The sequence below is a fragment of the Margalitia sp. FSL K6-0131 genome, assembly GCF_038008735.1.
In the GTDB taxonomy this organism is placed as follows: Bacteria; Bacillota; Bacilli; order Bacillales; family Bacillaceae_C; genus Margalitia; species Margalitia shackletonii.
Map to the genome: position 1 here is coordinate 4701259 of NZ_JBBOZS010000001.1, position 22754 is coordinate 4724012.

Annotated in this window: 20 protein-coding genes and 1 riboswitch; of the genes, 7 read left to right on the forward strand and 13 right to left on the reverse strand. The window is 37.8% G+C overall.

The genetic code is table 11. The annotated features are described in order from the left end of the window. Window positions 1-209: 209 nt before the first annotated feature. From NSQ59_RS22995 to NSQ59_RS23035, 9 genes are all read right to left on the reverse strand, one after another. Complete coding sequence (locus NSQ59_RS22995; protein ID WP_340832857.1) at window positions 210-1178, reverse strand: sugar phosphate isomerase/epimerase family protein; 969 nt, start codon at window positions 1176-1178, stop codon at window positions 210-212. Between the two features lie 18 nt (window positions 1179-1196). Then, window positions 1197-2234, reverse strand: coding sequence for a Gfo/Idh/MocA family protein (locus NSQ59_RS23000; RefSeq protein ID WP_340832858.1), 1038 nt, complete (start codon window positions 2232-2234; stop codon window positions 1197-1199). Window positions 2235-2325: 91 nt separating this feature from the next. Beyond that, window positions 2326-3354, reverse strand: coding sequence for a Gfo/Idh/MocA family protein (locus NSQ59_RS23005; RefSeq protein WP_340832859.1), 1029 nt, complete (start codon window positions 3352-3354; stop codon window positions 2326-2328). 97 nt (window positions 3355-3451) lie between these two features. Continuing rightward, a complete protein-coding gene (locus NSQ59_RS23010; protein WP_340832860.1) occupies window positions 3452-4174 on the reverse strand; it encodes a ThuA domain-containing protein in 723 nt (240 codons plus the stop codon). 170 nt (window positions 4175-4344) lie between these two features. After that, the gene (locus tag NSQ59_RS23015) at window positions 4345-5367 is read right to left on the reverse strand and encodes a LacI family DNA-binding transcriptional regulator (protein WP_340832861.1); all 1023 of its coding nucleotides are present in this window, start codon (window positions 5365-5367) and stop codon (window positions 4345-4347) included. A gap of 30 nt (window positions 5368-5397) precedes the next feature. Beyond that, a complete protein-coding gene (locus NSQ59_RS23020) occupies window positions 5398-7767 on the reverse strand; it encodes a glycoside hydrolase family 31 protein (RefSeq protein WP_340832862.1) in 2370 nt (789 codons plus the stop codon). A gap of 96 nt (window positions 7768-7863) precedes the next feature. Then, on the reverse strand, window positions 7864-8706 hold the full coding sequence (locus NSQ59_RS23025) for a sugar ABC transporter permease (protein WP_055742352.1): 843 nt from the start codon (window positions 8704-8706) through the stop codon (window positions 7864-7866). Then, entirely contained in the window at window positions 8707-9990 is a 1284-nt protein-coding gene (locus NSQ59_RS23030; RefSeq protein ID WP_126647853.1) for a carbohydrate ABC transporter permease, read from the reverse strand. It abuts the gene before it with no gap. A gap of 227 nt (window positions 9991-10217) precedes the next feature. After that, complete coding sequence (locus tag NSQ59_RS23035) at window positions 10218-11489, reverse strand: extracellular solute-binding protein (protein WP_055742354.1); 1272 nt, start codon at window positions 11487-11489, stop codon at window positions 10218-10220. A 163-nt stretch (window positions 11490-11652) separates the two neighbouring features. On the opposite strand from NSQ59_RS23035, the gene NSQ59_RS23040 reads away from it, so the two are divergent. Both NSQ59_RS23040 and NSQ59_RS23045 read left to right on the forward strand, forming a co-directional pair. Continuing rightward, window positions 11653-13401 (forward strand): alpha-glycosidase, encoded by a 1749-nt coding sequence (locus NSQ59_RS23040; RefSeq protein WP_340832863.1) that lies wholly within the window; start codon window positions 11653-11655, stop codon window positions 13399-13401. 65 nt (window positions 13402-13466) lie between these two features. Then, window positions 13467-13601, forward strand: coding sequence for a hypothetical protein (locus NSQ59_RS23045; RefSeq protein WP_268888350.1), 135 nt, complete (start codon window positions 13467-13469; stop codon window positions 13599-13601). A gap of 697 nt (window positions 13602-14298) precedes the next feature. On the opposite strand, the gene NSQ59_RS23050 is transcribed toward NSQ59_RS23045, so the two are convergent. Next, window positions 14299-15063, reverse strand: a complete 765-nt coding sequence (locus tag NSQ59_RS23050; protein ID WP_055742356.1) for a MerR family transcriptional regulator — start codon at window positions 15061-15063, stop codon at window positions 14299-14301. 160 nt (window positions 15064-15223) lie between these two features. Here NSQ59_RS23050 and NSQ59_RS23055 point away from each other — a divergent pair, with 160 nt between their 5' ends. Together NSQ59_RS23055 and NSQ59_RS23060 are read left to right on the forward strand one after the other, a co-directional pair. Next, a complete protein-coding gene (locus NSQ59_RS23055; RefSeq protein ID WP_445669247.1) occupies window positions 15224-15685 on the forward strand; it encodes a PaaI family thioesterase in 462 nt (153 codons plus the stop codon). Window positions 15686-15750: 65 nt separating this feature from the next. Further along, window positions 15751-15795: riboswitch (PreQ1 riboswitch) on the forward strand. A gap of 8 nt (window positions 15796-15803) precedes the next feature. Beyond that, entirely contained in the window at window positions 15804-16289 is a 486-nt protein-coding gene (locus NSQ59_RS23060; RefSeq protein ID WP_340832864.1) for a QueT transporter family protein, read from the forward strand. Between the two features lie 54 nt (window positions 16290-16343). Here NSQ59_RS23060 and NSQ59_RS23065 read toward each other — a convergent pair whose 3' ends face one another. Then, window positions 16344-17537 (reverse strand): MFS transporter, encoded by a 1194-nt coding sequence (locus tag NSQ59_RS23065; RefSeq protein ID WP_340832865.1) that lies wholly within the window; start codon window positions 17535-17537, stop codon window positions 16344-16346. An 18-nt stretch (window positions 17538-17555) separates the two neighbouring features. Next, entirely contained in the window at window positions 17556-18005 is a 450-nt protein-coding gene (locus NSQ59_RS23070) for a MarR family winged helix-turn-helix transcriptional regulator (RefSeq protein WP_340832866.1), read from the reverse strand. Window positions 18006-18221: 216 nt separating this feature from the next. On the opposite strand from NSQ59_RS23070, the gene NSQ59_RS23075 reads away from it, so the two are divergent. Next, on the forward strand, window positions 18222-19403 hold the full coding sequence (locus NSQ59_RS23075) for a NupC/NupG family nucleoside CNT transporter (protein WP_340832867.1): 1182 nt from the start codon (window positions 18222-18224) through the stop codon (window positions 19401-19403). A gap of 47 nt (window positions 19404-19450) precedes the next feature. Here the strand turns inward: NSQ59_RS23075 and tet are convergent, their stop codons facing one another. Beyond that, window positions 19451-21418, reverse strand: coding sequence for a tetracycline resistance ribosomal protection protein (gene tet / locus NSQ59_RS23080; RefSeq protein WP_340832869.1), 1968 nt, complete (start codon window positions 21416-21418; stop codon window positions 19451-19453). A gap of 406 nt (window positions 21419-21824) precedes the next feature. On the opposite strand from tet, the gene NSQ59_RS23085 reads away from it, so the two are divergent. Together NSQ59_RS23085 and NSQ59_RS23090 are read left to right on the forward strand one after the other, a co-directional pair. Further along, the gene (locus NSQ59_RS23085) at window positions 21825-22145 is read left to right on the forward strand and encodes a hypothetical protein (protein ID WP_340832871.1); all 321 of its coding nucleotides are present in this window, start codon (window positions 21825-21827) and stop codon (window positions 22143-22145) included. Further along, window positions 22075-22707, forward strand: a complete 633-nt coding sequence (locus NSQ59_RS23090; RefSeq protein ID WP_340832873.1) for a DUF4349 domain-containing protein — start codon at window positions 22075-22077, stop codon at window positions 22705-22707. Before NSQ59_RS23085 ends, NSQ59_RS23090 begins: the two co-directional genes overlap by 71 nt. Window positions 22708-22754 lie beyond the last annotated feature (47 nt).

Consider the following 22754-nt stretch of genomic DNA (forward strand, 5'->3'; position numbering starts at 1 on the left):
AAATTCATTCGAAAATGGCTGTCTTTTGACATAATAACGGATTGTGTGTCCGCTTTACTCAAAAAAATACCCCTTTTGCCACAAATAACGGAACCTCTGTCCGCATAAAGATTTCTGGCAACGAACAAAGCTTCAAATCAATAAACTGGTCAAGCATATAACTCAAAAAAAATGGAAAGAGACAATCTCTTTCCATTTTTTCGTATCTATTACACCCACCACATATCCGCAGGTGTTTCTTCAATAAGCACTGATTGCAGGTTTTTCACCGCACGCTTGAATCCTTCTTCAATTGACATGATTGGATCCTCATGTTCGATACTTACAACATAATCATATCCATATGTGCGAAGAGCGCTCATCATGTCCGACCACTCTTGAAGACCATGCCCGCACCCCACAGAACGGAATGTCCAAGACCTTGTTCTTACATCTCCGTAAGGCTGCATGTCCGTTAGACCATACATATTTACATTATCCTGATCAATGTAAGTATCCTTCGCATGGAAATGATGAATGGCATTTTCCTTTGCTAAAATTTTAATTGCAGCTACAGGGTCAATTCCTTGCCACCAAAGATGACTTGGGTCAAGGTTTGCACCAATGGCATCACATGTAGCTTCACGTAATTTCAGCAATGTATATGGGGTGTGCACTAAGAAACCGCCATGTAGCTCGAGGCCGATCTTTACATTATGATCCTTTGCAAATTGTCCCCATTCCTTCCAGTAAGGAATCAACTTTTCTTCCCATTGCCATTTTAAAACATCTGCGTACTCGTTTGGCCATGCTACTACCGGCCAGTTCGGATATTTTGCGCCTTCATGATCACCAGGGGTGCCGGAGAAGCAATTTACCACCGGTACACTCATTAAGGATGCCAATTTGACCGTTTTGACAAAAACATCATGACTTTCTTGTGCAAATTCTGAATCCGGTGAAATTGGATTTCCATGACAGCTAAATGCGCTAATTTGCAACCCGCGAGATGTTACTTCATTTAGGTATGCATCTCTTTTTTCCTGACTTTCCAGCAGTTCATCCAATTTACAGTGTGCATCCCCAGGATAACCGCCCGTTCCGATTTCAACAGCCGTTAACCCTGCAGCTTTTACATAATCCAGCATATCGGTAAAAGACTTATCAGAGAATAATACGGTAAAAACACCTAATTTCATCACTATCCCCGCCATTCCTTAAAGTTGTACACTTTTCTTCTCTTGACTGCTTTTGTAAATAGCTTCGATAATTTGTGAAACAAATAAGGCTTCTTCCGGTTTCACCACTAGTTCTGCTCCATTTACACAAGCATCCACGAAGTTCTTCGCTTGGCTGTAGCCAGGATCCTCCTCACTTGGAATCCAGGTAGCTTCACTATTAAAAAGCATCCCATGCTTCGCATAGTTCAATTTAAATGGAAATACCTCAAGTCCACCTTGGTCGCCAGAAATTGTAACGCTTTCCTTATCACTTTCGATATTAGCTGCCCAGGAAACTTCTAGAAGCATCGAAGCACCATTATCAAAACGAATATAACCTGTTACATGATCATCAACATTGAAGGTTTCGTGATCGAAGCTGCCCCATTGATTGACCTGGCCAGGCTGTTTACTTAACGTATTGTATGTGGTTCCGGTTACTTCAATAGGCTTTGGATTCCCCATCAACCATAGTGATAAGTCAAGCAAATGACATCCATAGTCAATGAGACTGCCTCCACCTTGTAGATCCTTATTAGTAAAAACTCCCCAACCCGGTACTTTTCTTCTTCGTAATGCCTGAACACGGACCACTAATGGATCTCCAATTTCTTTTGTGGCCATTATTTTTTTCGCTGCTTGTGATTCTTTCATATAGCGGTAGTGAAAACCGATGCTTAATACTTTATTTGCTGCCTTTGCAGCTTCTACCATTGCTTGACATTCTTCAGCCGTCATCGCCATTGGCTTCTCACAAAGGACATGGACACCAGCTTCTAAAGCGTGGACGGTTATTTCCGAATGAAATTTATTTGGAGTACATACGACAACAGCATCTACCTCTGAAAGCATGTCACGATAATCTTCATAAGAATGGGGAATATCAAATTCTTCTGCAACACTCTTTGCACGTTCAATATTCACATCACTTACTGCAACAATGGTTACTTCTTCTTTCAATTTGCGAAAAGCAGGTATGTGACGACCAACTGCTATTCCACCAACACCAATAACACCCAAGCGCAACTTACTCATAAAAAACACCTCATTTCAAGAAAGTGATTAGACCACTTTTTTGGCCATGGTACTCCTTATTTTTTCATATTTATAGATTCTACAATGACTCTCATTTCACCTTTGTAATTTTGCCAGTTTCGCTGGACTCTAGTGCCGCAAGTATGACATTCAGCGATTTCATCCCTTCATACCCGTTAATTGGCACATCTGTATCGTCTACAAGACTATGAATAAATTGGTCTATCACATGGGAAGTATTTTGACCGCCATCCTCATTCGATTGGATTTTACCTAAATCGAACTTCTCCACTTCCCCGTTTTTATGTTGAATCACTAGGGAATAGTCTGGATCTTCCTCTAGACGTAAAATACCATTCTCACCATAGATTACCGTTGAGTTATCTTCTTTTGAAACATAGGACCAGCTTGCTGCAAGCGTACCGACAATTCCGCTTTCCGTCTTTAAAATACAAACCGCATTATCATCTACAGTTGAATTTTCTTTAGCCAATGTATCGACGAAAGCAGCAACCTCTACTATTTCTTCGTTTAAAATATAGCGAAGCAAATCTGTTTTATGAACCCCTAGATCCCCCATTGCTCCAATAAATGCTTTCTCTTTTTTAAAAAACCAACTGTCAGCACCGTCCACGCTCCAGCCTTCAGGACCGCCATGACCAAACGCAGTGCGGAAGCTGTACACTTTTCCTAGCTTACCAGATTCAATGAATTCACGCGCCTTTTCATGAGAAGGAACAAATCGCTGATTATGAGCAATCATTAGTTTTTTTCCGTTTTTTTCAGCAGCTTCTATCATTGCTTTTGTTTCAGCATCTGATGTGGCCATTGGCTTTTCACAGAGTACATGCTTTCCAGCGTTCAGAGCTGCAATGGAGACTGGTGCATGCAGATAGTTTGGTGTACAAACACTGACAGCATCAATTTCTTCGTTTGCTAGAAGATCCTCATATTTGGTGTAAAATTTCGCATCATATTTTTCAGCTTTTTCCTTTGCTCTTTCTTCGACAATATCGCATACTGCCACAATTTCGACATTCTGATTCGCTGCATATTCGGGTAAGTGGCGATGTCCAGCAATACTCCCGCAGCCAATTACGCCAACCTTTATTTTTGTCATTTGGCATTCCTCCTTAAGACTGGAAAGCGGTTTGACTTCCTTCATTCTTGCTCAAAGTGATATCTACCGCTTCTATAAAATTATGAGATTAGCTCTGCTATTTTTTTGAAATTTCCTCTAATGGCTTGGCATTTCCATATACAGGTCTTGCATGGTCTACAGGTGCAGCCCACTTAACCGCGTTTGTAATAACTTTTTGAATTTCTTCATTATGATAAGTTGGATATGTTTCATGCCCAGGTCGGAAGTAGAAAACTTTGCCGTTTCCGCGTCGATATGTACATCCGCTGCGGAACACTTCTCCGCCTTCAAACCAGCTCAAGAAAATAAGCTCATCCGGTGCAGGTACATCAAAATGCTCACCGTACATTTCTTCTTTTTCTAATTCAATATATTGATTTAATCCCGCTACAATCGGATGACTTGGATCTACAACCCAAAGTCTTTCACGATCGTCTGCTTCACGCCATTTCAGGTCGCAGGATGTTCCCATTAATTTTTTAAATACCTTTGAAAAATGGCCAGAGTGTAGAACAATTAACCCCATACCATCTAAAACTCTTGAAACAACTTTATTTACCGTTTCATCTGACACCTCATCATGTGCCATATGTCCCCACCATACAAGAACATCTGTGTTTGCTAATACTTCATCCGTTAATCCATGCTCCGGCTCATCTAATGTTGCTGTTTTAACATCGAAGCCCCCTTTTTCTAAAAAAGCAGAAATAGCTCCGTGAATTCCATTTGGATATATACCGGCTACCACTGGATTTTTCTTTTCATGTCGATTTTCATTCCAGACTGTAACTTTTACCATAAAAAAACACTCCTTTTTAAGTATGAATTTAGTGAGATAAGAAGCCTTGTCCCTAAATATATGACTTTCTAATTAATGTATGCGAATGAAAGATTCTAAAATAATTAAATTTGCAGATCAATTTTATTAAAAAATGGAAAGAACAATCTTTCCATTTAGTTTTTCTTGCTTTATCTATAAGGAGCGCTCGACATTCTATCGATTATTTTATGAGGAATAATGATTCGTTCGGGCTTTTTATCTTCATTTTCAAGAGTATCTAATAAGCAATCTGCCGCTCTGTATCCTAATTGAAAAATATTGATATCAACACTTGTTAACGGCGGATTGGACAATTCAGCAAGCATCACATTATTAAAGCTCACTACAGAAACATCATCCGGCACGGATATACCTTTTTCAGACAGCATTCCCAGTACGCCAAGAGCCATTAAATCATCCATTACGACAAAGGCAGTTGGCGGTTCCGCTAATGCCATTAGAGCTTCAACCGCACCGCTTCCACCTTCTTTTAAAAATTCCTCATGAACAATGTAATCCTCACGAAAGGGTATGTTTGCATTCCGTAAAGCCCTTTCATAACCGAGTAGCCGATCTGTTGTCATAACGAGATTAAGACTGCCTCCAATAAATGCTATTCGTTCATGCCCCAAATCTATTAAGTGTTTCGTTAATTCCCCTGCAGCCTTGTAATTATCATTATCCACATGGGAGATTTTATCTTCATATTTATATGGCTTTCCTACAACCGTAAATGGAAAGTGCGAAGAATACAAATATTCGACTATTTTATCATCCATACTGGTTGAAAGAAGAATGATTCCATCTACCCGTCTTCCTTGTACCATTTCTACTACTCCATCAAAAATTTCCTCTTCGTTCATACCTGTGGAAATATAGAGTGCAAAACCTTTTTCGTGGGCCTTTGTACTAATTCCTCTGATGACTTCCGGAAAGAAAGGGTTTTGAAACGCCTTATCTGCGGAACTCGGCATTACAAGACCTAAAGCCTGTGTAGATCGGGCAGCTAGACTTCTTGCATTTATATTGGGATGATATCCTAAATAGTCCATTGCATCCCTGACCTTTTTTTTCGTGGAGTCACTAATTCGCGGATTATTTGCAATGACCCTCGAGACTGTTGATGGAGCAACCCCAGCTAATTTTGCTACATCTTTAATTGTAACTGTCATGCTACCCTCCCCTTTTCATAAGTTAGTATTCTAGATAGATGCTTGAAATATCGCAGTTCCCTTTTGTTCATCTAAATCTATTTCTATTTTCTTTTCATTAAATATTACTTCTATTTCCTCCGTCACACCATGAAGGTGGAACTCAAGCGTTCTCCAGCTTGGTTGATAAACACTGTGTAAATCTTCCATGTTTATTGTAATCGTTTTACTATGGAAATGACAGCGAAATTCCTTCATTAAGTAAGCACCATTCTCATATTCAAATGTCTTTCCGTCATCATCATAAAGTCTATATTTACTAGAACCATTTTCCGTTTTATAAATATGGATTTCCATCTTTTCCAATGATTCAGAAGTGTTCCTTATATACTTGCCATGGGAAAGGATTGATCCCTCTTTTACAAAAATCGGTAATGTGTCAAGGGAAGCCTCTGCCATTATGTGAGCATTCCCTTCATAAAGTTTATTTGTCCAGTAATCATACCAATTTCCTTCTGGCAAATAGACAATACGATGATTGGTAGTAGGGCTCAAAATCGGTGCAATAATAACATTTTCGCCAATTAAAAATTGGTCGGAAAGATTAAAGGTGTTAGGGTCATTTGGATATTCTATCAATAAAGGTCTCATAACTGGTATGCCTGTTTCACTCGCCTTATAGAATAAGGTATATAAATGCGGCAGCCATTTATACCTTAATTGAATATACTTCTTCACCACATTCTCGATCGTTTCTCCGAACGACCATGGCTCCTGTCTGACGGTATCAAGTCCGCTGTGATTTCGAAAATATGGTGTAAAAGCGCCGAACTGTGTCCAACGGGCAAGCAATTCTCCAGTTGAATCATGGGCAAATCCGCCAACATCCGGTCCTGTAAACGGTACACCGGAAATTCCCAGGTTCATGCACATTGGCAATGCCATCGCCAAATGCTCCCAAAAACTACGGTTATCGCCAGTCCAAACTGCTCCATAACGTTGAACTCCTGCATATCCTGCTCTCGTTAGTAAGAATGGGCGATTTCCTTTATTTTGCTGCTTTAACGCATTATAAGTTGCTTCACCCATTAAAAGCCCGTACACATTATGCATTTCTCTATGGGTTTTGGGATTCCCGTCATTTCCGTGCATAACTTTAACATCCATCGTCTTTGTTTCATTAAATACCGCTGGTTCATTCATATCATTCCATATGCCTTCAATTCCTAAATCTGTATAGAAGCGGTGCTTCTCTCCCCACCATTCTCTTGTTTTAGTTTTAGTGAAATCAGGGAAGGCACTATTTCCAGGCCATACATCTCCGTGATAGATTGCTCCGTCCATATATTTGCAAAAATGATTACCATATATCCCCTCTTGATAGGTTTGGTATTCAGGATCCTCTTTCACCCCTGGATCCACTATTGGGACAACTTTAATACCTGCTTTTTTCAAATCAGAAATAAGTTGTTTTGGATTCGGAAAACGTTCTAAATCAAATGTAAACACACGATATCCATCCATGTAGTGGATATCAAGATAGATGGCATCAACAGGAATGCCCTTTTCCATAAAGGTTGCTGCTAATTCACGAACCTCTTGCTCTGTTTCATAGCTATAACGGGATTGATGATAACCAAGCGCCCATTTAGGCGGTATCGGCATTCTTCCTGTTAAAGTTGTATATTGTTCCAGTACATCTTTTGGGGTTGGGCCCGCTAAGACAAAATAATCGATTTGTCCCCCTTCTGCCCAAAAGGAATAGCAATCCTGTTCACTCTTCATATCAAACACGGTTTTATACGTATTATCGAAAAAGATTCCATGTGCATTCCCATCACGAAGCGTCATGAAGTATGGAATAGACTCATATAACGCATCAATTTCCGGATTATGCGGGGCATATACATCACTGTTCCACATTGTCATCTTTTCTCCACGCTTATCTAGAAAGCTTGTTTTTTCCCCAAATCCATAGAAATGATCATTTTCTTGCATATCCTTAAAACATATAACTTCCTTTTGCTCATTGAAGCCCATTCCACGTTCGCTTTCTCCAACCAGCAGTCTGTCGTCTATTGAAAACACATTGATTCGGAGCGGTGATTTTTGGATCATCATTTTAAGATTGTTGCTCGTAATATAAAGATGATCACGCTCCTCTTGAACCTGAAAGAAAACATCTCTAGGACCTGTGATTAAAGCAAAGCTGCTTGTCATTATTGGTTTTTGAAAAGGATTCATGACAACCCGAATGATATCCTCTCTGTAAAGGACAATATTTACATACCCTTGCTCACATTTTATTTCTATGAAACTCCCATTTTGTTCATATGCTTCAAACGAACCGATGTCTCGGTATGGAGTATCCTTTAATTGTTTCTTATTTCCTGGATGGATGGCAAAGCTGGTATCCTGCATGGTGTATACCTCCTATTTTCGTAAAGCTATTTTCAAAGAGGTTATTTCTATTGAAAAATGCGTTTTTCTAATTAATTTCTAAAAATATAAAATGGTTTACCCTTTTGTTCCCCCGGCAGTTAAACCAGAAATGAGATATTTCTGCAGGGATAAAAATAAGATAGAAATAGGAATTGCGATGAGCACAGCACCTGCAGCAAATGTTGTAAATTCATTTCCGAATTGTTTCGCCACTAATTGGTAAAGCCCAACAGCAAGGGTATATTTATCTTCTGACCGCAATAAAACGCCTGCAATAATAAAATCCGTAAAGGGAGAAATAAAGCTGAACAAGGCGATAACGGCCAAAATAGGCTTGGCAAGCGGCAAAATTATTTGCCAGAAGATCCTGAAGTGGCCAGCACCATCCATTCTTGCAGATTCATCTAATTCCTTAGGAATCGTATCAAAATACCCCTTCGCCAACCATGTGTTCATAGGAAGAAGTCCACCTACATAGAACAAAATGAGCCCAATATGTTTATCAATTAAATGTGTTTCTAATGCTAAGACATAAATCGCAATAAGGGCAGCGAAGTTTGGAATCATTTGCAAAATCAAAAAGGTCATTAAGCTGTATTTTCTTCCTTTGAAACGGTATCTAGAGAAGGAATATCCCATTAGGGCTATCATGAAAACGGCTAAAACCATCGTGAAAAAACAAATTTTTAACGTATTCCAATACCAAAGTAAATATTGGCTCTTATCCAAATCAAATAATTCTTTGTAATGCGAAAAGGTGGCATTCTTTGGAATAATCGAAGATCCAGATAAACTATCTCCGGGATTTAAGGAAGATCCAACAATCCACAAGATAGGGTAAATAATCATGACCGCAACTATCGCCAAAATAATATAGGTTAAAGTTAAACGAATGAATTTTTGTTTTTTTATACTCATTTACATCATATCCTCTTCTTGGAATGATTTCGTTCTTCTAAACTGCCAAATCGCTACACTAATAACAATGATCGATAGAATCAGTGTAATAGCAGCTGCTTTCGCATATTGCTTCGTTTCAAGTGTTAAATTGTAAATCCATGAAATTAATATATCTGTGCCGCCGGCTGTCTGGCCCGGAACCGCTGGACCACCGCCGTTAAATAAATAGATAATATTAAAGTTATTAAAATTAAATGTATATTGAGTGATCAGAATCGGAGCGATAGAAAATAATATCATCGGCAACGTAATTCTTTTAAATTGCTGCCAAATAGTCGCACCATCCACGGTTGCAGCTTCATACAATTCGCCTGGAATCGATTGTAATACTCCTGTTACCATTGCAAAGATAAAAGGGAAACCGAGCCAGGACTGGATCATAATTAAGGCAACTTTCGTCCAGAATGGATTTGTTAGCCATGGAATTGGGTCAATACCGAAAAATGCTAAAATATCGTTATTAATGGTTCCAAAAGTATCATTAAACATCCCGGCAAATACAAGTATCGAAACAAATGCCGGAACAGCCCAAGGTAAAATTAAAATCGTTCGAAAAAGTTTCTTGAATTTTAAATCCTTTTGGTTTACAAGAACCGCTAAAAATATTCCGATAGCGATTTGAAAGGTCGTTGCAACAAATGTCCAAATGACAGTCCATGAAAAAACATCAATAAATGTAGATCTCCAAATATTTAACTTTACGATATCTGTAAAGTTTTTAAAGCCAACCCAATCTACTAACTTTGCAGGCGGAGAATGATATAAATCATAATTAGTAAATGCTAACAAAACCACAAACAATATTGGAAAAATAACTACAAAGATTAATAGAAACATACCAGGAGATAAAATTAAATAAGGAAACCCTTTATCTACTACATTGCGATACTGCTGACGTAAGGTAGTTAACTGGATACCATGATCCCTCTTTTTCCCGTTATGAAAAGCATCATAAAAATTAAAGGCATATAGACCTAATCCAAATACGACAACAATAAGTGCTAGGATTCCTTCGATTAATAAAAAGATGGAATTATCTCTAGGCACCTCTACTCCTAAAGTCACAATTCCCCATAACCCCATGTTTAAAAGATCCTTAAAAACTACAATGAATGAAAAAGAAAGAATGAATAAAATAATTCCTTTAATATATTGTCGATTATAAATTTGACCAAACCCCGGGATTATAGACAAAGCTACAGCAGATTTCTGATGTTTTGATTGACTTACTTCCATTTCCATGTACAAACCCGCTCCCCTTTCTTCATAATATGTAAGTGAAACATTAGCATCTAGAGGTTCATACCAACCCTCAAAAGAGCTTTACATGCAAACCTCCTTTTGGGGTCTTTTGTTGCCATTTAATTAAAGAACGACTAAGTGCCCTATATGTTTTTTTATGGAGCATTGATTTAAAAATTTGAAGCAGCGCCTCAAGAAAGAGGCACCGCTTTACCACTCATTTATCCTTATTTTGTTGAAGCTATTTTCTCATTAATGGTTTTTACAGCATCATCAAGTGATTTCTTAGCATCTTGCTTGTTTGTTGCAATTAATTGAAGAGAAGTAGCCATTGGTTCCCAAACTTGACCCATTTCCGGTATGTTTGGCATTGGAACCCCACGTTCAGATTGAACTGCAACAGCATTTGCACCTTCATTATCTTTTATAATCGAGTCTTCCATTAAAGATTTAACAGGAGGGATCTCCCCAGTTTTTTCATAACGAATTTTTGCATTTTCAGGATTTGCCAGCCATTCTACTAGCTTTGTAGCCCACTCTTTGTTCTTAGAGAAGGCAGATACTTGCCAGCCTTTAACACCTACAAATGTTTTTGGATATTCGCCATTCGGTAATTTAGGCAGTGGTGCAACACCAAAATCAATTTTTGCATTTTGCAGACCTTGGAATGCCCATGGACCATCCATTTCAGATGCCACTTTTCCATCATTCATAAGCCCGTCTTTTGCAGAACCGCCACTTTTGCCAACGATTCCTTTCGGAAATAATCCTTCTTTATACCATTTTCCAATATATTCAGCACCAGTAAGTGCTCCATCGTTGTTTAAACCAATGTCCTTAGCATCTAATGTACCGCCATTGTTTTTAAATACATATCCACCATTACCAGCCATAATTGCGTTAGCAAAGTAGAAGTTATCCCAAAGTGCTAAAAATCCATATTTCCCACCCTTTGTAAAATCTTTAGCAAATGTATACAGTTCATCAAAGGTTTCAGGAGCTTTTTTCATGTACTTTTTGTTATAAATAAATACTGGTGTTTCTGTAGCTTTTGGTAATCCGTATAATTTTCCATTATAAGTTTCTGCTTGAATAGAAGATTCTGTGTAAAGGTCAAGAACGGACTGGTCCACTTTAATCGGCGCAAGAAGGCCTTGTGTTGCTAATGCCCCAAGCTGATCGTGTGGAAGAGTCAAAACGTCTGGACCTGTTCCTGCTTGACCATCAAGCGGTAGCTGCTTTTGCATTTCATCCGCCATGCCAAGTTCCTTGTACTCTACTTTAATACCATATTTTTCTTCAAAACTTTTAATTGCAGGCTCTAATGCTACGCCTCTTTTTTTATCTTCCCAAACAAGTAATTTTTCAGGTTTCTTAGTATCCTCTGCTTTCTTTCCTCCATCAGATGCACTGCCGCTGCTCGAATCCTTTGGCCCACATGCTGCCAGCATTCCAACCATAAGTGCAAGAGTAAACACTAATGCTAAAAACTTCTTCAAAGTAATTTCCCCCTTGTTTTTAAAAATAGAAAACTATGAAAACGTTTGCACTATTATTATATATTCAGACATTTAGAAAAAGCAACCGTTTGCACAAAAAATTTTTTTATGATATTTTTACCTAAAAATACGATAAAAATTTTCTAGATTGGGAGGTTCAAAGATGCAATTGGAGGCAATCTACCACCGTCCAAAAAACAATTTTGCTTACGCTTATAACGAAAAAACGCTGCATATTCAATTACGGGTAAAGAAAAACGATGTGGAGAAAGTAAGGCTTTTATATGGGGATCCTTATCACTGGAATAAGGATGGCTGGATTTTTTCTTATAAAGATATGACATTTAGCGGAAATGACGGGTTATTTGATTATTGGTTTGTGGAAGTTTCACCAGAGTTCAGGCGAATGCGGTATGGTTTCGAACTTACAAATGATGATGAATCCATTATTTATACGGAAAAGGGATTCTTTACAGAAGCCCCATGTGATGATGTAGCATATTATTTCTGCTTTCCTTTTTTACATCAAGCGGATATTTTTCGTGCACCCGAATGGGTAAAAGATACGGTTTGGTATCAAATCTTTCCGGAAAGATTTGCAAATGGTAATCCTTCTATTAATCCTAAAAATACGCTTCCTTGGGGAAGTACAGAGCCTTTAAGGGATAACTTCTTTGGTGGTGATTTTGAAGGAATTATCCAGCATATCGATCATTTAGTGGATTTAGGTGTTACCGGTATATACTTTACTCCTATATTTAAAGCGTTTTCGAATCATAAATACGATACCATTGATTATATGGAAATTGATCCACAGTTTGGTGACAAAAAGACATTTAAGCGATTGGTAGACATTTGTCACCAACATGGCATAAGAGTCATGTTGGATGCGGTTTTTAATCATAGTGGTTTTTATTTTGGTCCGTTTCAGGATGTATTGGAAAATCAAGAGAAATCTAAATATAAAGATTGGTTCCATCTGAGGGAATTCCCTGTGAAAACAACTCCTGTTCCCAATTATGATACCTTTGCCTTTACGGAACAGATGCCCAAGTTAAATACAGAAAATGAGGAAGTAAAAAAATACTTATTGGATGTTGCAAAATATTGGATAGAAGAATTCGATATTGACGGCTGGCGACTGGACGTGGCGAATGAGGTAGATCATGCATTTTGGCGTGAATTTAGAAAAACAGTAAAAAGCATAAAACCAGATGCCTATATTCTCGGGGAAATTTGGCATGATTCCATGCCTTGGCTGCAAGGTGATCAATTTGATGCTGTGATGAACTATCCTTTTACACAAGGTGCACTTGACTTTTTTGCTAAAGGAAAAATCAGTGCAGAGGAATTTAAGAATGTTATTACAAACGTTCTCCATTCCTATCCGAAAAATGTAAATGAGGTGGCGTTTAATCTCCTTGGCAGTCATGATACACCAAGAATCTTGACACTTGCAGATGGAAATAAGAACCGAATCAAGCTCCTATTATTATTTCAATTATCTTTCATCGGGACACCATGTATATACTATGGAGATGAAATCGGCATGACAGGCGGACAGGACCCTGGCTGCCGAAAATGTATGATTTGGGATCAAGAGAAACAGGATCAGGAACTTTTCACATTTGTAAAACATCTTATTCAACTGCGTAAACAGTATCCTGTTTTTTGCAATGATGGAGAGTTTCGTTTTTTAGAGGCTGATAGAAATAAAAATTATCTTGTATACCAAAAACAGTCAAAAGACGAAACATTACTATTTATGCTTAATAATAGTGATAAAGAAGTGGAGATACCGTTTGTTAATGGCATTCGAACCGCACTTGATTTATGGAATAATTGTCAGGTGGAGATTGAAGATGAAATGGATCTTCCTCCATTTGGGTTTGCTATTTGGAAAATCAAATAAGATGTTGAATTTTCATGTTTACGGCGGTAATATTATGATATATTTTCCATAATAAGGAGTTCCACATGTTAAAAAAGAGAAAGAAAAATAAGGAGTCCTTTTTCAAAAGTATATTAGTAGAAATCATTGGGGAAATCATTGGGAATATCCTGACCGCTATTCCGAGAATGCTGTTTCATTTTTTTAAACATATTTTTTAAAAGCAACCGGGGGCAATAAACCCCGGTTGTTTTATTGACATTTTCCTCTACTTTTAAGAAGCAGAAAAAGAATTTCACCTTGTATGAAGCATCAAGATAAATAAAAGTATATCTAGCACTAGATGAACCGCAGCGGTTGGTCAATGTAAGTGAATATTACTTAATTTTGTGCAACTTATGCTTAAGGATTAATTTGGATATCATCATTTAATACAGTTTCATAGTTTCTGATTTCATGTTCTGATCACAATTTCGAATACGAGTTCCTACTCTATTGTTACCGTTTCCTTCGCCTTACCACGATTCCGGGCACGATTCTCTCTCTATTATTACCGTTTCCTTCGTCTGACCACATTTTCGGGCACGATTTCCCCACTATTGTTACCGTTTCCTTCGTCTGACCACGACTTCGGGCACGATTCTCTCTCTATCGTTACCGATTCCCTTGCCTATCCACGATTTCGGGCACGATTTCCCCACTATTGTTACCGTTTCCTTCGTCTGACCACATTTTCGGGCACGATTTCCCCACTATTGTTACCGTTTCCTTTGCCTTACCACGATTTCGGGCACGATTCTCTCTCTATTGTTACCGTATCCTTTGCCTATCCACGATTTTGGGCATTATTCCTGTCTCGACTTATTATCTCCTAGAGAAAAAAGCGATCGGGTCCTCCCAATCGCCTTTCTTTCATTTTTATTTTTTCATTCCTGTATAAATAAGAATCGCATCACGCAAAAATTCCGCTGCACCTGATTGTACTTTGTTATAATAAGCTGCAAATCGTTCATCATCCACATACATCTGCGCTAGCCCTGCATGTGCTTCTTTACTGTAACTTGCCCAAGTGTACCCTAACCATTTACGATGTAATTCCGCAGTTTTCTGTGCTAAATCACTTGCAGGATCTCCGGTGGCCATTGCTTCCTTTAAAGTCACAAGAACTTCCTCACCCAATTTTTCCAATTCTGCATATTGTTCTTTTGTTAGTCCTTTGATTTTTTGATTGGATTGGTCAATTGTCTCATCCCCATACTTGGCTCTAATTTCCGCTCCATATTTCTTTTCATTTTCTTCAATCATTTTTTGCTTAAAGCCTTCAAATTTTTCTTTGTCTGACATGGTTATTCTCCCTTCTGTGACAGCTATTGTTTTATCTACATTGGAAATTAATTGATCTAGTTGCGCACGCTTTGCCAGAAGCTTTTCGCGGTGTTCCTTCAATGCATTGGTGCGGTCAAATGACGGATCAGTCATAATATTTTTGATATTTTCCAAACTGACTCCTAATTCTCTATAGAAAAGAATCTGCTGGAGACGATCAACCTCTCGAGGACCATAGATCCGATATCCGGATGAATTGATTCTTGCCGGCTTAAGAATCCCAATTTCATCGTAATATCTCAAAGTTCTCGTACTGATTCCGGCCAATTTCCCTAGTTTTTGCACTGTGTACTCCACGTGTTATCCCTCCTGACAACATCAATATACACCTTTACGTAACGTTAATGTAAATAGGTTTGATGAAAAAAGTTATTTAAATGAAAATCATTGCGTTATTCTTAATATCGAAAATTCCAAATAGTATATAATTACCTTATCATCAAAGGAATTGGGAGGAATTAAGTTGAAGCATGACATTAATGAAATGGAGATACACCGCCAGTATAAGGACGAAATTTTTCAGAAGTTAAAAAGTGAACCTTATGCCCAGTTTTTAGGAATTGAATTAATAGAAATGGGTGAAGGAATGGCAGTTGCAGAGCTGGATGTAGCAGACCATATGGTAAATGCCCATGGAACCGTGCATGGAGCCATTATTTTCGCCATTGCTGATTTTGTGTTTGCAGTTGCCTGCAATTCTTACGGAAAAACATCAGTGGGGCTTTCCACTACCGTTAATTTTATGGCACCAGGTAAGAAAGGCTCCCGGTTAAAAGCAACTGCCATGGAAGAAAAACGAAACCACCGAACCGCTTGGTATAACATAAAAGTCGAAAGTGACGGGGAATTGATTGCTACGATGGAAGCATTAGCTTATCGTAAAGATCATTATTTTGTCCCGGTTAAAGAAGAAAGCTGAGACTTTTGGAAGAAAAATCAATTGACTAGATGATTAAATAGGCCTATCATTATACTTTGTGTATGTAATACGTGGTTCGAAACCATCCCACGATAAAAAACTAAGGGAGAGAATTTATATGAAAGTTAAAACGCTTGTAGGGAATGGAATTGTCGCTGCCCTTTACATTGCTGTTTCGTTTTTTATTCAGCCATTTGGATTTACGAATATTCAATTTCGTGTTTCTGAAATGTTTAATCATTTAGTTGTATTTAATAAGAAGTTCATCTATGGTGTTTTATTAGGTGTATTTCTTACGAATCTATTTTTATCACCGATGCGGGCCTATGATCTTGTTTTCGGATTTGGCCAATCGATTATATCATTACTGATTACGATCATTGTTAGCCGCTTTATCAAAAATATTTGGACCCGTATGATCGTGAATACGATTGTATTTACCATTACCATGTTCTTGATTGCAATCGAGCTCCATTTAGCCTTTCATTTGCCATTTTTATTTACTTGGCTTACAACAGCAATTGGAGAATTTGTTGTAATGGCAATCGGTGCACCAATTATGTATCTACTAAACCAACGCATACACTTTGAAAAGAGAGTTTAATATATGGTATCAAGCACCAAAGTAAAAATTGGCAGCCAAAAGCTGCCGATTTTTTTACATATTCTGAGTTGCCGGAACGACATCCAAGCTTTTCTTTCTTCCGAATAATAACGTGTACACAATTAGTAAGGCTACTAAACAGAAGATGGAAAAACCATAGATGAAATGATAACCCGTATACGAAGCTAATAATCCTAACCCCGTGGATCCGATTGCCATCCCCAAGTCCATAGAGGAGAAATACATAGCATTTGCGGTACCTTGCTTATCCTTCGTTACGATGCTGACTGCAATTGCTTGAAGGGTAGGTGTTACGGTTCCGTACGCAATCCCGTAGAATAATCCTGCTAAGAGCAATGTCCATGAGCTATGTGTGATTGCTAATAGGAAGAGTCCGATAATACCGCACACAGTGGAAGGATAAATAATTAGTTTATGGCCAAACGTGTCAAACAAACGTCCGGATATCGGACGTGCAACTACCATAACAATTGCCATCACTAAGAAAAATAATGAAACTGACCCACTAATATTCTCTTCCTTGCCAAGCTCCCTTAAAAAGCTAATAACGCCCCCTAAAGTAATCGTAAAAAAGGCGGTTAAAATACATGGAATAAAGGCTGTCTTATCAAATGCGTATTTTTTGAATGCGCCTTTTTCCATCTTTTTAGGAGCTGCTGCAGATTGCGGTTTCTTAATAGTAAAACTGAGAATCATTGTAATAACCGCTAATAAAGCAGAAATAATCAATAATAGATTAAAAGAAAAATATTGGAGAACTGCAAGACCAAGCATCGGTCCCATACTTGTTCCCACACTCGTTGCTAAACCGTAATATCCAATACCTTCCCCAAGCTTTTTCTTCGGAATAATATTCGTTGCCATAGTGGCAAGAATCGTAGACATAATCCCGAAGCCAATCCCATGAAAAATTCTTAAAAGGATTAAAAAGGAAATCGATTCCTGGCCATAGCTTAATCCTACGGTAATGGCAACAAAGGCAAAGGAAAAAATACTCATCATCTTAATATTGATCTGATGTATTAAGGATCCGATGAATGGGCGTGTGCAAATTGCGGCCAACATGAAGACAGTGGTCATTAGACCCCCTTCAGTCGGATTGTCTTTTACTTCCGTAATAAAAGCCGGAAATCCTGCTGTAAGTAATTGCAGACATAGGAAAAATAAAAAAGCCATTATCACAATGGCGACAAACTGTTTTGTCCACAACCTAGATGAATCATTCATTGATAAAATTCCTTCTTTCTAGTTGTTTTCTTGCTCTAGTAGTGTATCGATATTCTCTTCAAGTGAAAGCAATACTTCTTGATAAACCGCAAGCGATTTTTCGTCGATACCGTTGATTATTTTGGTAAAAATATCCTCCAAATATGGAGCAACTTTCTTCGTAAGATCCATTCCGCTTTCCGTAATCGCAATAAGGTACGAGCGTCGGTCTGTGGGATTTGCGATCCTCTTAACAAAATCATGCTTCTCAAGCAAATCAAGGATTTTAGTGAGTGTTGCTTGATCCTTATCTGCGAGCTCAGATAATTCCTTTTGGGAGATTCGGTCCGACTCACTTAATGTCCTTAACACACTCCATTGTTCGGTTGTAATATTGAACGGTTTTAGATAAAGGTTCAATATTCGACTCATTTTTTTACTAGTACGAACAGAAGCTGATCCAATTGACTTATCCATTGATATCACCATAGAGAGATTCTCCTTTATGAGCATATAATTTATTATATAATAACATAATATATGTGTAAATATAATTTGTATACAAATTAATTAGTATATGACACCACTATTGAAGTCCATTTCGTATAGAATATACGTTGTTGAGTCATCATAGGTTTATGAAATTATTGTATGTGGTAAACGTTGCTGCATGAATGGAGCATCTCATTAAATTGGAGGAAAAAAATGAAATACGTTATTGCTATCATTGGCTTGCTGGTCGTTTTAGGATTAGCCTTACTAGCAAGCAACAACAAGAAACAAGTTCGCTACCGGCCTATTATTCTGATGATTGTCATTCAAATCATCTTAGCGGCACTTTTGCTTAATACTGAATTTGGGTTAATTTTCATTAAGTGGATCGCTAATATTTTTGTGAAGCTGCTCGATTATGCTCAACAAGGCATTTCGTTTGTGTTTGGAGGAATCGCCAATAAAGGAGAATCTCCTTTCTTCTTAAATGTTTTACTGCCGATTGTATTTATATCTGTATTAATTGGGATTTTCCAATACTTGCGTATCCTTCCTCTCATTATGAGGGGGATTGGATTTGTGTTGAGTAAAGTAAATGGGATGGGAAAATTGGAATCGTATAATGCAGTTGCTTCCTTAATGGTTGGGCAATCAGAAGTGTTCATTACGGTAAAAAAACAATTAAGCCATTTGCCCGCACACCGATTATATACCCTGTGCGCCTCGGCGATGTCAACGGTATCCATGTCTATCGTTGGAGCGTATATGACGATGATTCAGCCAAAATATGTCGTGACCGCACTCATCCTAAATTTATTTGGAGGATTTATTATTTCATCCATCATCAATCCTTATAGGGTCGACAGCAAAGAAGATATCTTGGAAATTCAAGAAGAAGAAAAGCAAAGTTTTTTCGAAATGCTTGGCGAATATATTTTAGATGGATTTAAGGTTGCTATTATTGTTGGAGCAATGTTGATTGGATTTGTAGCCTTAATGGCGGCGATTAATAATGTTTTCAGTTTGATTTTTGGCATATCCTTTCAGCAGATTCTGGGCTATATTTTCTCACCATTTGCCTTTTTAATGGGGATCCCCGGATCAGAGATGGTGAAAGCTGGAGGAATAATGGCTACCAAGCTTGTTACAAATGAATTTGTCGCAATGATAGATTTAACTAAAATTCAGGCGAGTTTTAGTCCAAGATCCTTAGGAATTATCTCCGTCTTTCTCGTTTCCTTTGCGAACTTCTCTTCTATCGGAATCATAGCAGGTGCAGTAAAAGGATTGAGCGAGAAACAAGGAAATACCGTCGCACGATTCGGGTTAAAATTGCTGTATGGGGCTACTTTGGTTAGTGTTTTGTCAGCTATTATTGTTAGTTTTGTCGTATAAGTATCAGAAAAACACCTGCCTTTCATCAAAGACAGGTATTTCCTATGTTAAATGGTTCGCATCACATGCATTAAATATTCTTTTCGATTTAATGGATTATAATCTACCCGCTTTCTTGTCGGATAATCATTCGCCATTTTTTTATATCCAAAAGGCTTTGTCATTAAAATACCTTCACCTTCTGTAAAAGAATTCAGACCTCTCTTAAACTTTTCCGTTACAGCCATAGGCAAGGTTCCCTTTAAGATAAACATCTCTTCGTTAACAATGGGTTCCTCAAATTCTGCTTGAAGAGCCGATAATTTAAACATTGCTGTACTGATGCTGCCAACCGGGACCGTTAATTCAAATTCATTCATAGGTTCATATACATTTGTACCTGCATTTTTCAATGCCTCCATTAAGACAAGAGGGACTAAATTTCTGAAATCAGCCGCTGTAGTGACAGGACTTGCATATCCTGAATGAGTGAGTGTAATAATGATATCGGTGACTTCCCACCCGTATAAACCTTGTTGTAAAACCTCATATACCGTATCTTCTATTGCTTTATGGAATGACAGCGGCAAAGATCCTAATTCAACCTCTAGCTGATAGGTCACGCCGCTTCCAGTATTTCCTGGTTCAATTCGAAATCCGACCGTTGCGTAAAATGGGTTACCTGGAGCTCCCATTATTTCGTAAGCTAAACCAGTGCCTTTTGGTTTTTCGATACATACAATTCGGGTTTCTGAAAATGAAACTTCCAAATGGTAATGTTCCTTTAAAGTATTCTCTACCACTTCTTTTTGGACTTCGCCAAACAGTCGAATATAAAGTTCATGATGAAAATCATCTTTTATCACTTGTATGAGCGGATCTTCTTCGGCAAGGTATTGAAGAGCTTGGTATAGCTGATGACTTTTTTCCTTATGGATTGCTTCAATTCGCGTCTCCAGCTGTGGACTTACGAATCGAATGTCTACAATGTGATCGGACCACTCTCCAACAACATCTCCAATTCTGATATTTCTTAGTCCCCATACTTTGCCAAAATCCCCAGCAACAACTTTTTGAGATTGAACACAGCTTCCTTCCTGAAAGAGCTGAAGTTTTTTAATTTTATCCGAATATGTCTCGATTTCCCCTTCCAACTTTTTACGATTTATATTCACATAGTCCCTGACATTCAAGCTTCCAGAATACACCCGTACATAAGCTATTTTTTCTCCGTATGGTTCTCGTTCTATTTTAAATACCACCCCGGATAAAGGTGTATCACCCCCGCCATGATTAGCCGGAAACATATCAGCGACACCTTCAAGTAACTCCTGTACTCCAATACCTGTCATGGCTGATCCAAAAAAGACAGGATATAGCTTTGCTTCTCTTACTTGTTTCCTCAATGCACCAAAGACCATACTTTCCGATATTTTTTCTCCGTTAACATACGATTCAAGCATGACATCATCATTCATGGCAACTATTTCGATCATTTCCTCAAGAAAATCCTTCTCAAAACGCTTTGCAACTATTTGCGCTTCTTTCGTTCCTATATTTTCAACAGTGTATAAAGGAATAATATTCTCCGTTAGCTTTCCCTTTATTTTCTCGAGTAAAGAAGCAGATTGTGCTCCCTTACGATCAATTTTATTGATAAATAGAATGGTCGGGATTTCAAGTTTCTTTAAAATGGACATCAGGATTTTCGTTTGTGCTTGTATCCCTTCAACGGCAGAAATGACCAAAATGGCTCCATCCAAAACAGAGAAGGAACGCTCGACCTCTGCAATAAAGTCCGCATGCCCTGGTGTATCAATTAGATTCACCTTTTTATCCTTCAACATAAAGGAAACGACCGATGCTTTAATCGTAATGCCTCTTCTTTTTTCCAATTCTAATGTGTCTGTTTGGGTATTTCCTTCGTCGACTTTGCCTATTTCGTCGATGACATTAGTTTCAAATAAGATTCGTTCAGTCAAACTCGTCTTTCCAGCGTCTACATGCGCTACAATTCCAATATTTATTATGTTCATGTATGAATATCCTCATTTCATTTCTCATTGTCATTTCCTCTTTTCGTTTGTTAAATTTCCGCACGATAATCACTCCAATCGTTTTATTATTTTCATTATATCGATTTGGAAAAAGTTCGCAAATTAAATTTACATAAAGTAGTTAATTTATAAAATTATTAAAAAATAACCAATCTATAATTACCTTCCAATATTTTGTAACCATTTCGTCGTACTTACGTCTATTATGAAAAGAAATTAATTAAGGCTGTTTTCGTATAGATCATTGCTCTACATTTATTTTTGTTTTGGGCAATTTTTCTTAATAGGGATTATTCCCAACTAATGATGCTAATAAGACTTTCTGCTACAAAGGCAACATAGTTTAAGAAAAGAGCCTTTTATTAAAGAAAGAGGTGAGAAATGAATGCGATTTTGGAAAACTGTTATTTCAGTAAGTTTGTCCGTTCTATTACTCGTTGCATGCAGCAATAGTGAATCATCTAAAAGCGGCAGTAAATCCTCCCGTGACGATGCCGGTCACGTGAAAACAACAGAACAATCCTCCTTAGATCAAAGCAGCAAAGCAAAGCAAGACACCGTAAAAAATCAAAACGTGCAATCCCGGAAAGTAATTTACAATGCCAGTCTCCAAATGGAAGTAAAAAATTTGCCGGATGTTCAGGATAAAATCAGGGATCTTTCTAGTCAAATGGGGTGGTTATATTGTCGATCAAAGACTGTATGAGGATACAAAGGAGCGACAAGAAGGCTATCTAACCGTCAGGGTTCCGCAAGCGCAGTTTCAAATATTTCTCAGCAAGGTAAAACTATTAGGGATCAAAGTGGAAAATCAATCCGTTAGTGGACAGGATGTTACAGAGGAATATGTGGATTTACAATCGCGGTTAAAATCAAAGAAATTAACCGAAAAAAGACTTACACAATTTATGAACGAGGCAAAGGATACGAAAACATTATTGGAAATTTCGAATGAGCTATCTAAGGTACAGGAAGAAATCGAAACGCTGGAAGGAAAAATAAAATATCTCGACAATCAAGTCGACTTTTCTACCGTCACCATTAATTTGGCCGAAAATAAAGTGGTTGTACCTGGGCTCGAGAATAATCAATTGAACACCTGGGAAAAAACAAAAAAACAATTTATGAAGAGCATTAATTTCCTTGTTTCCTTCCTTTCGTGGTTAATAGTTTTTGTGATTGGAAATCTTCCGGTAATTGTTTTATTAGGTTTGATCGGATTTATCGTCTTTTTAATATGGAAATATCGAAGGAAAAAAATCGAATAATAATACGATAGAAAAATAATATACTTGGTCCGTAAATAGCCTTAGCC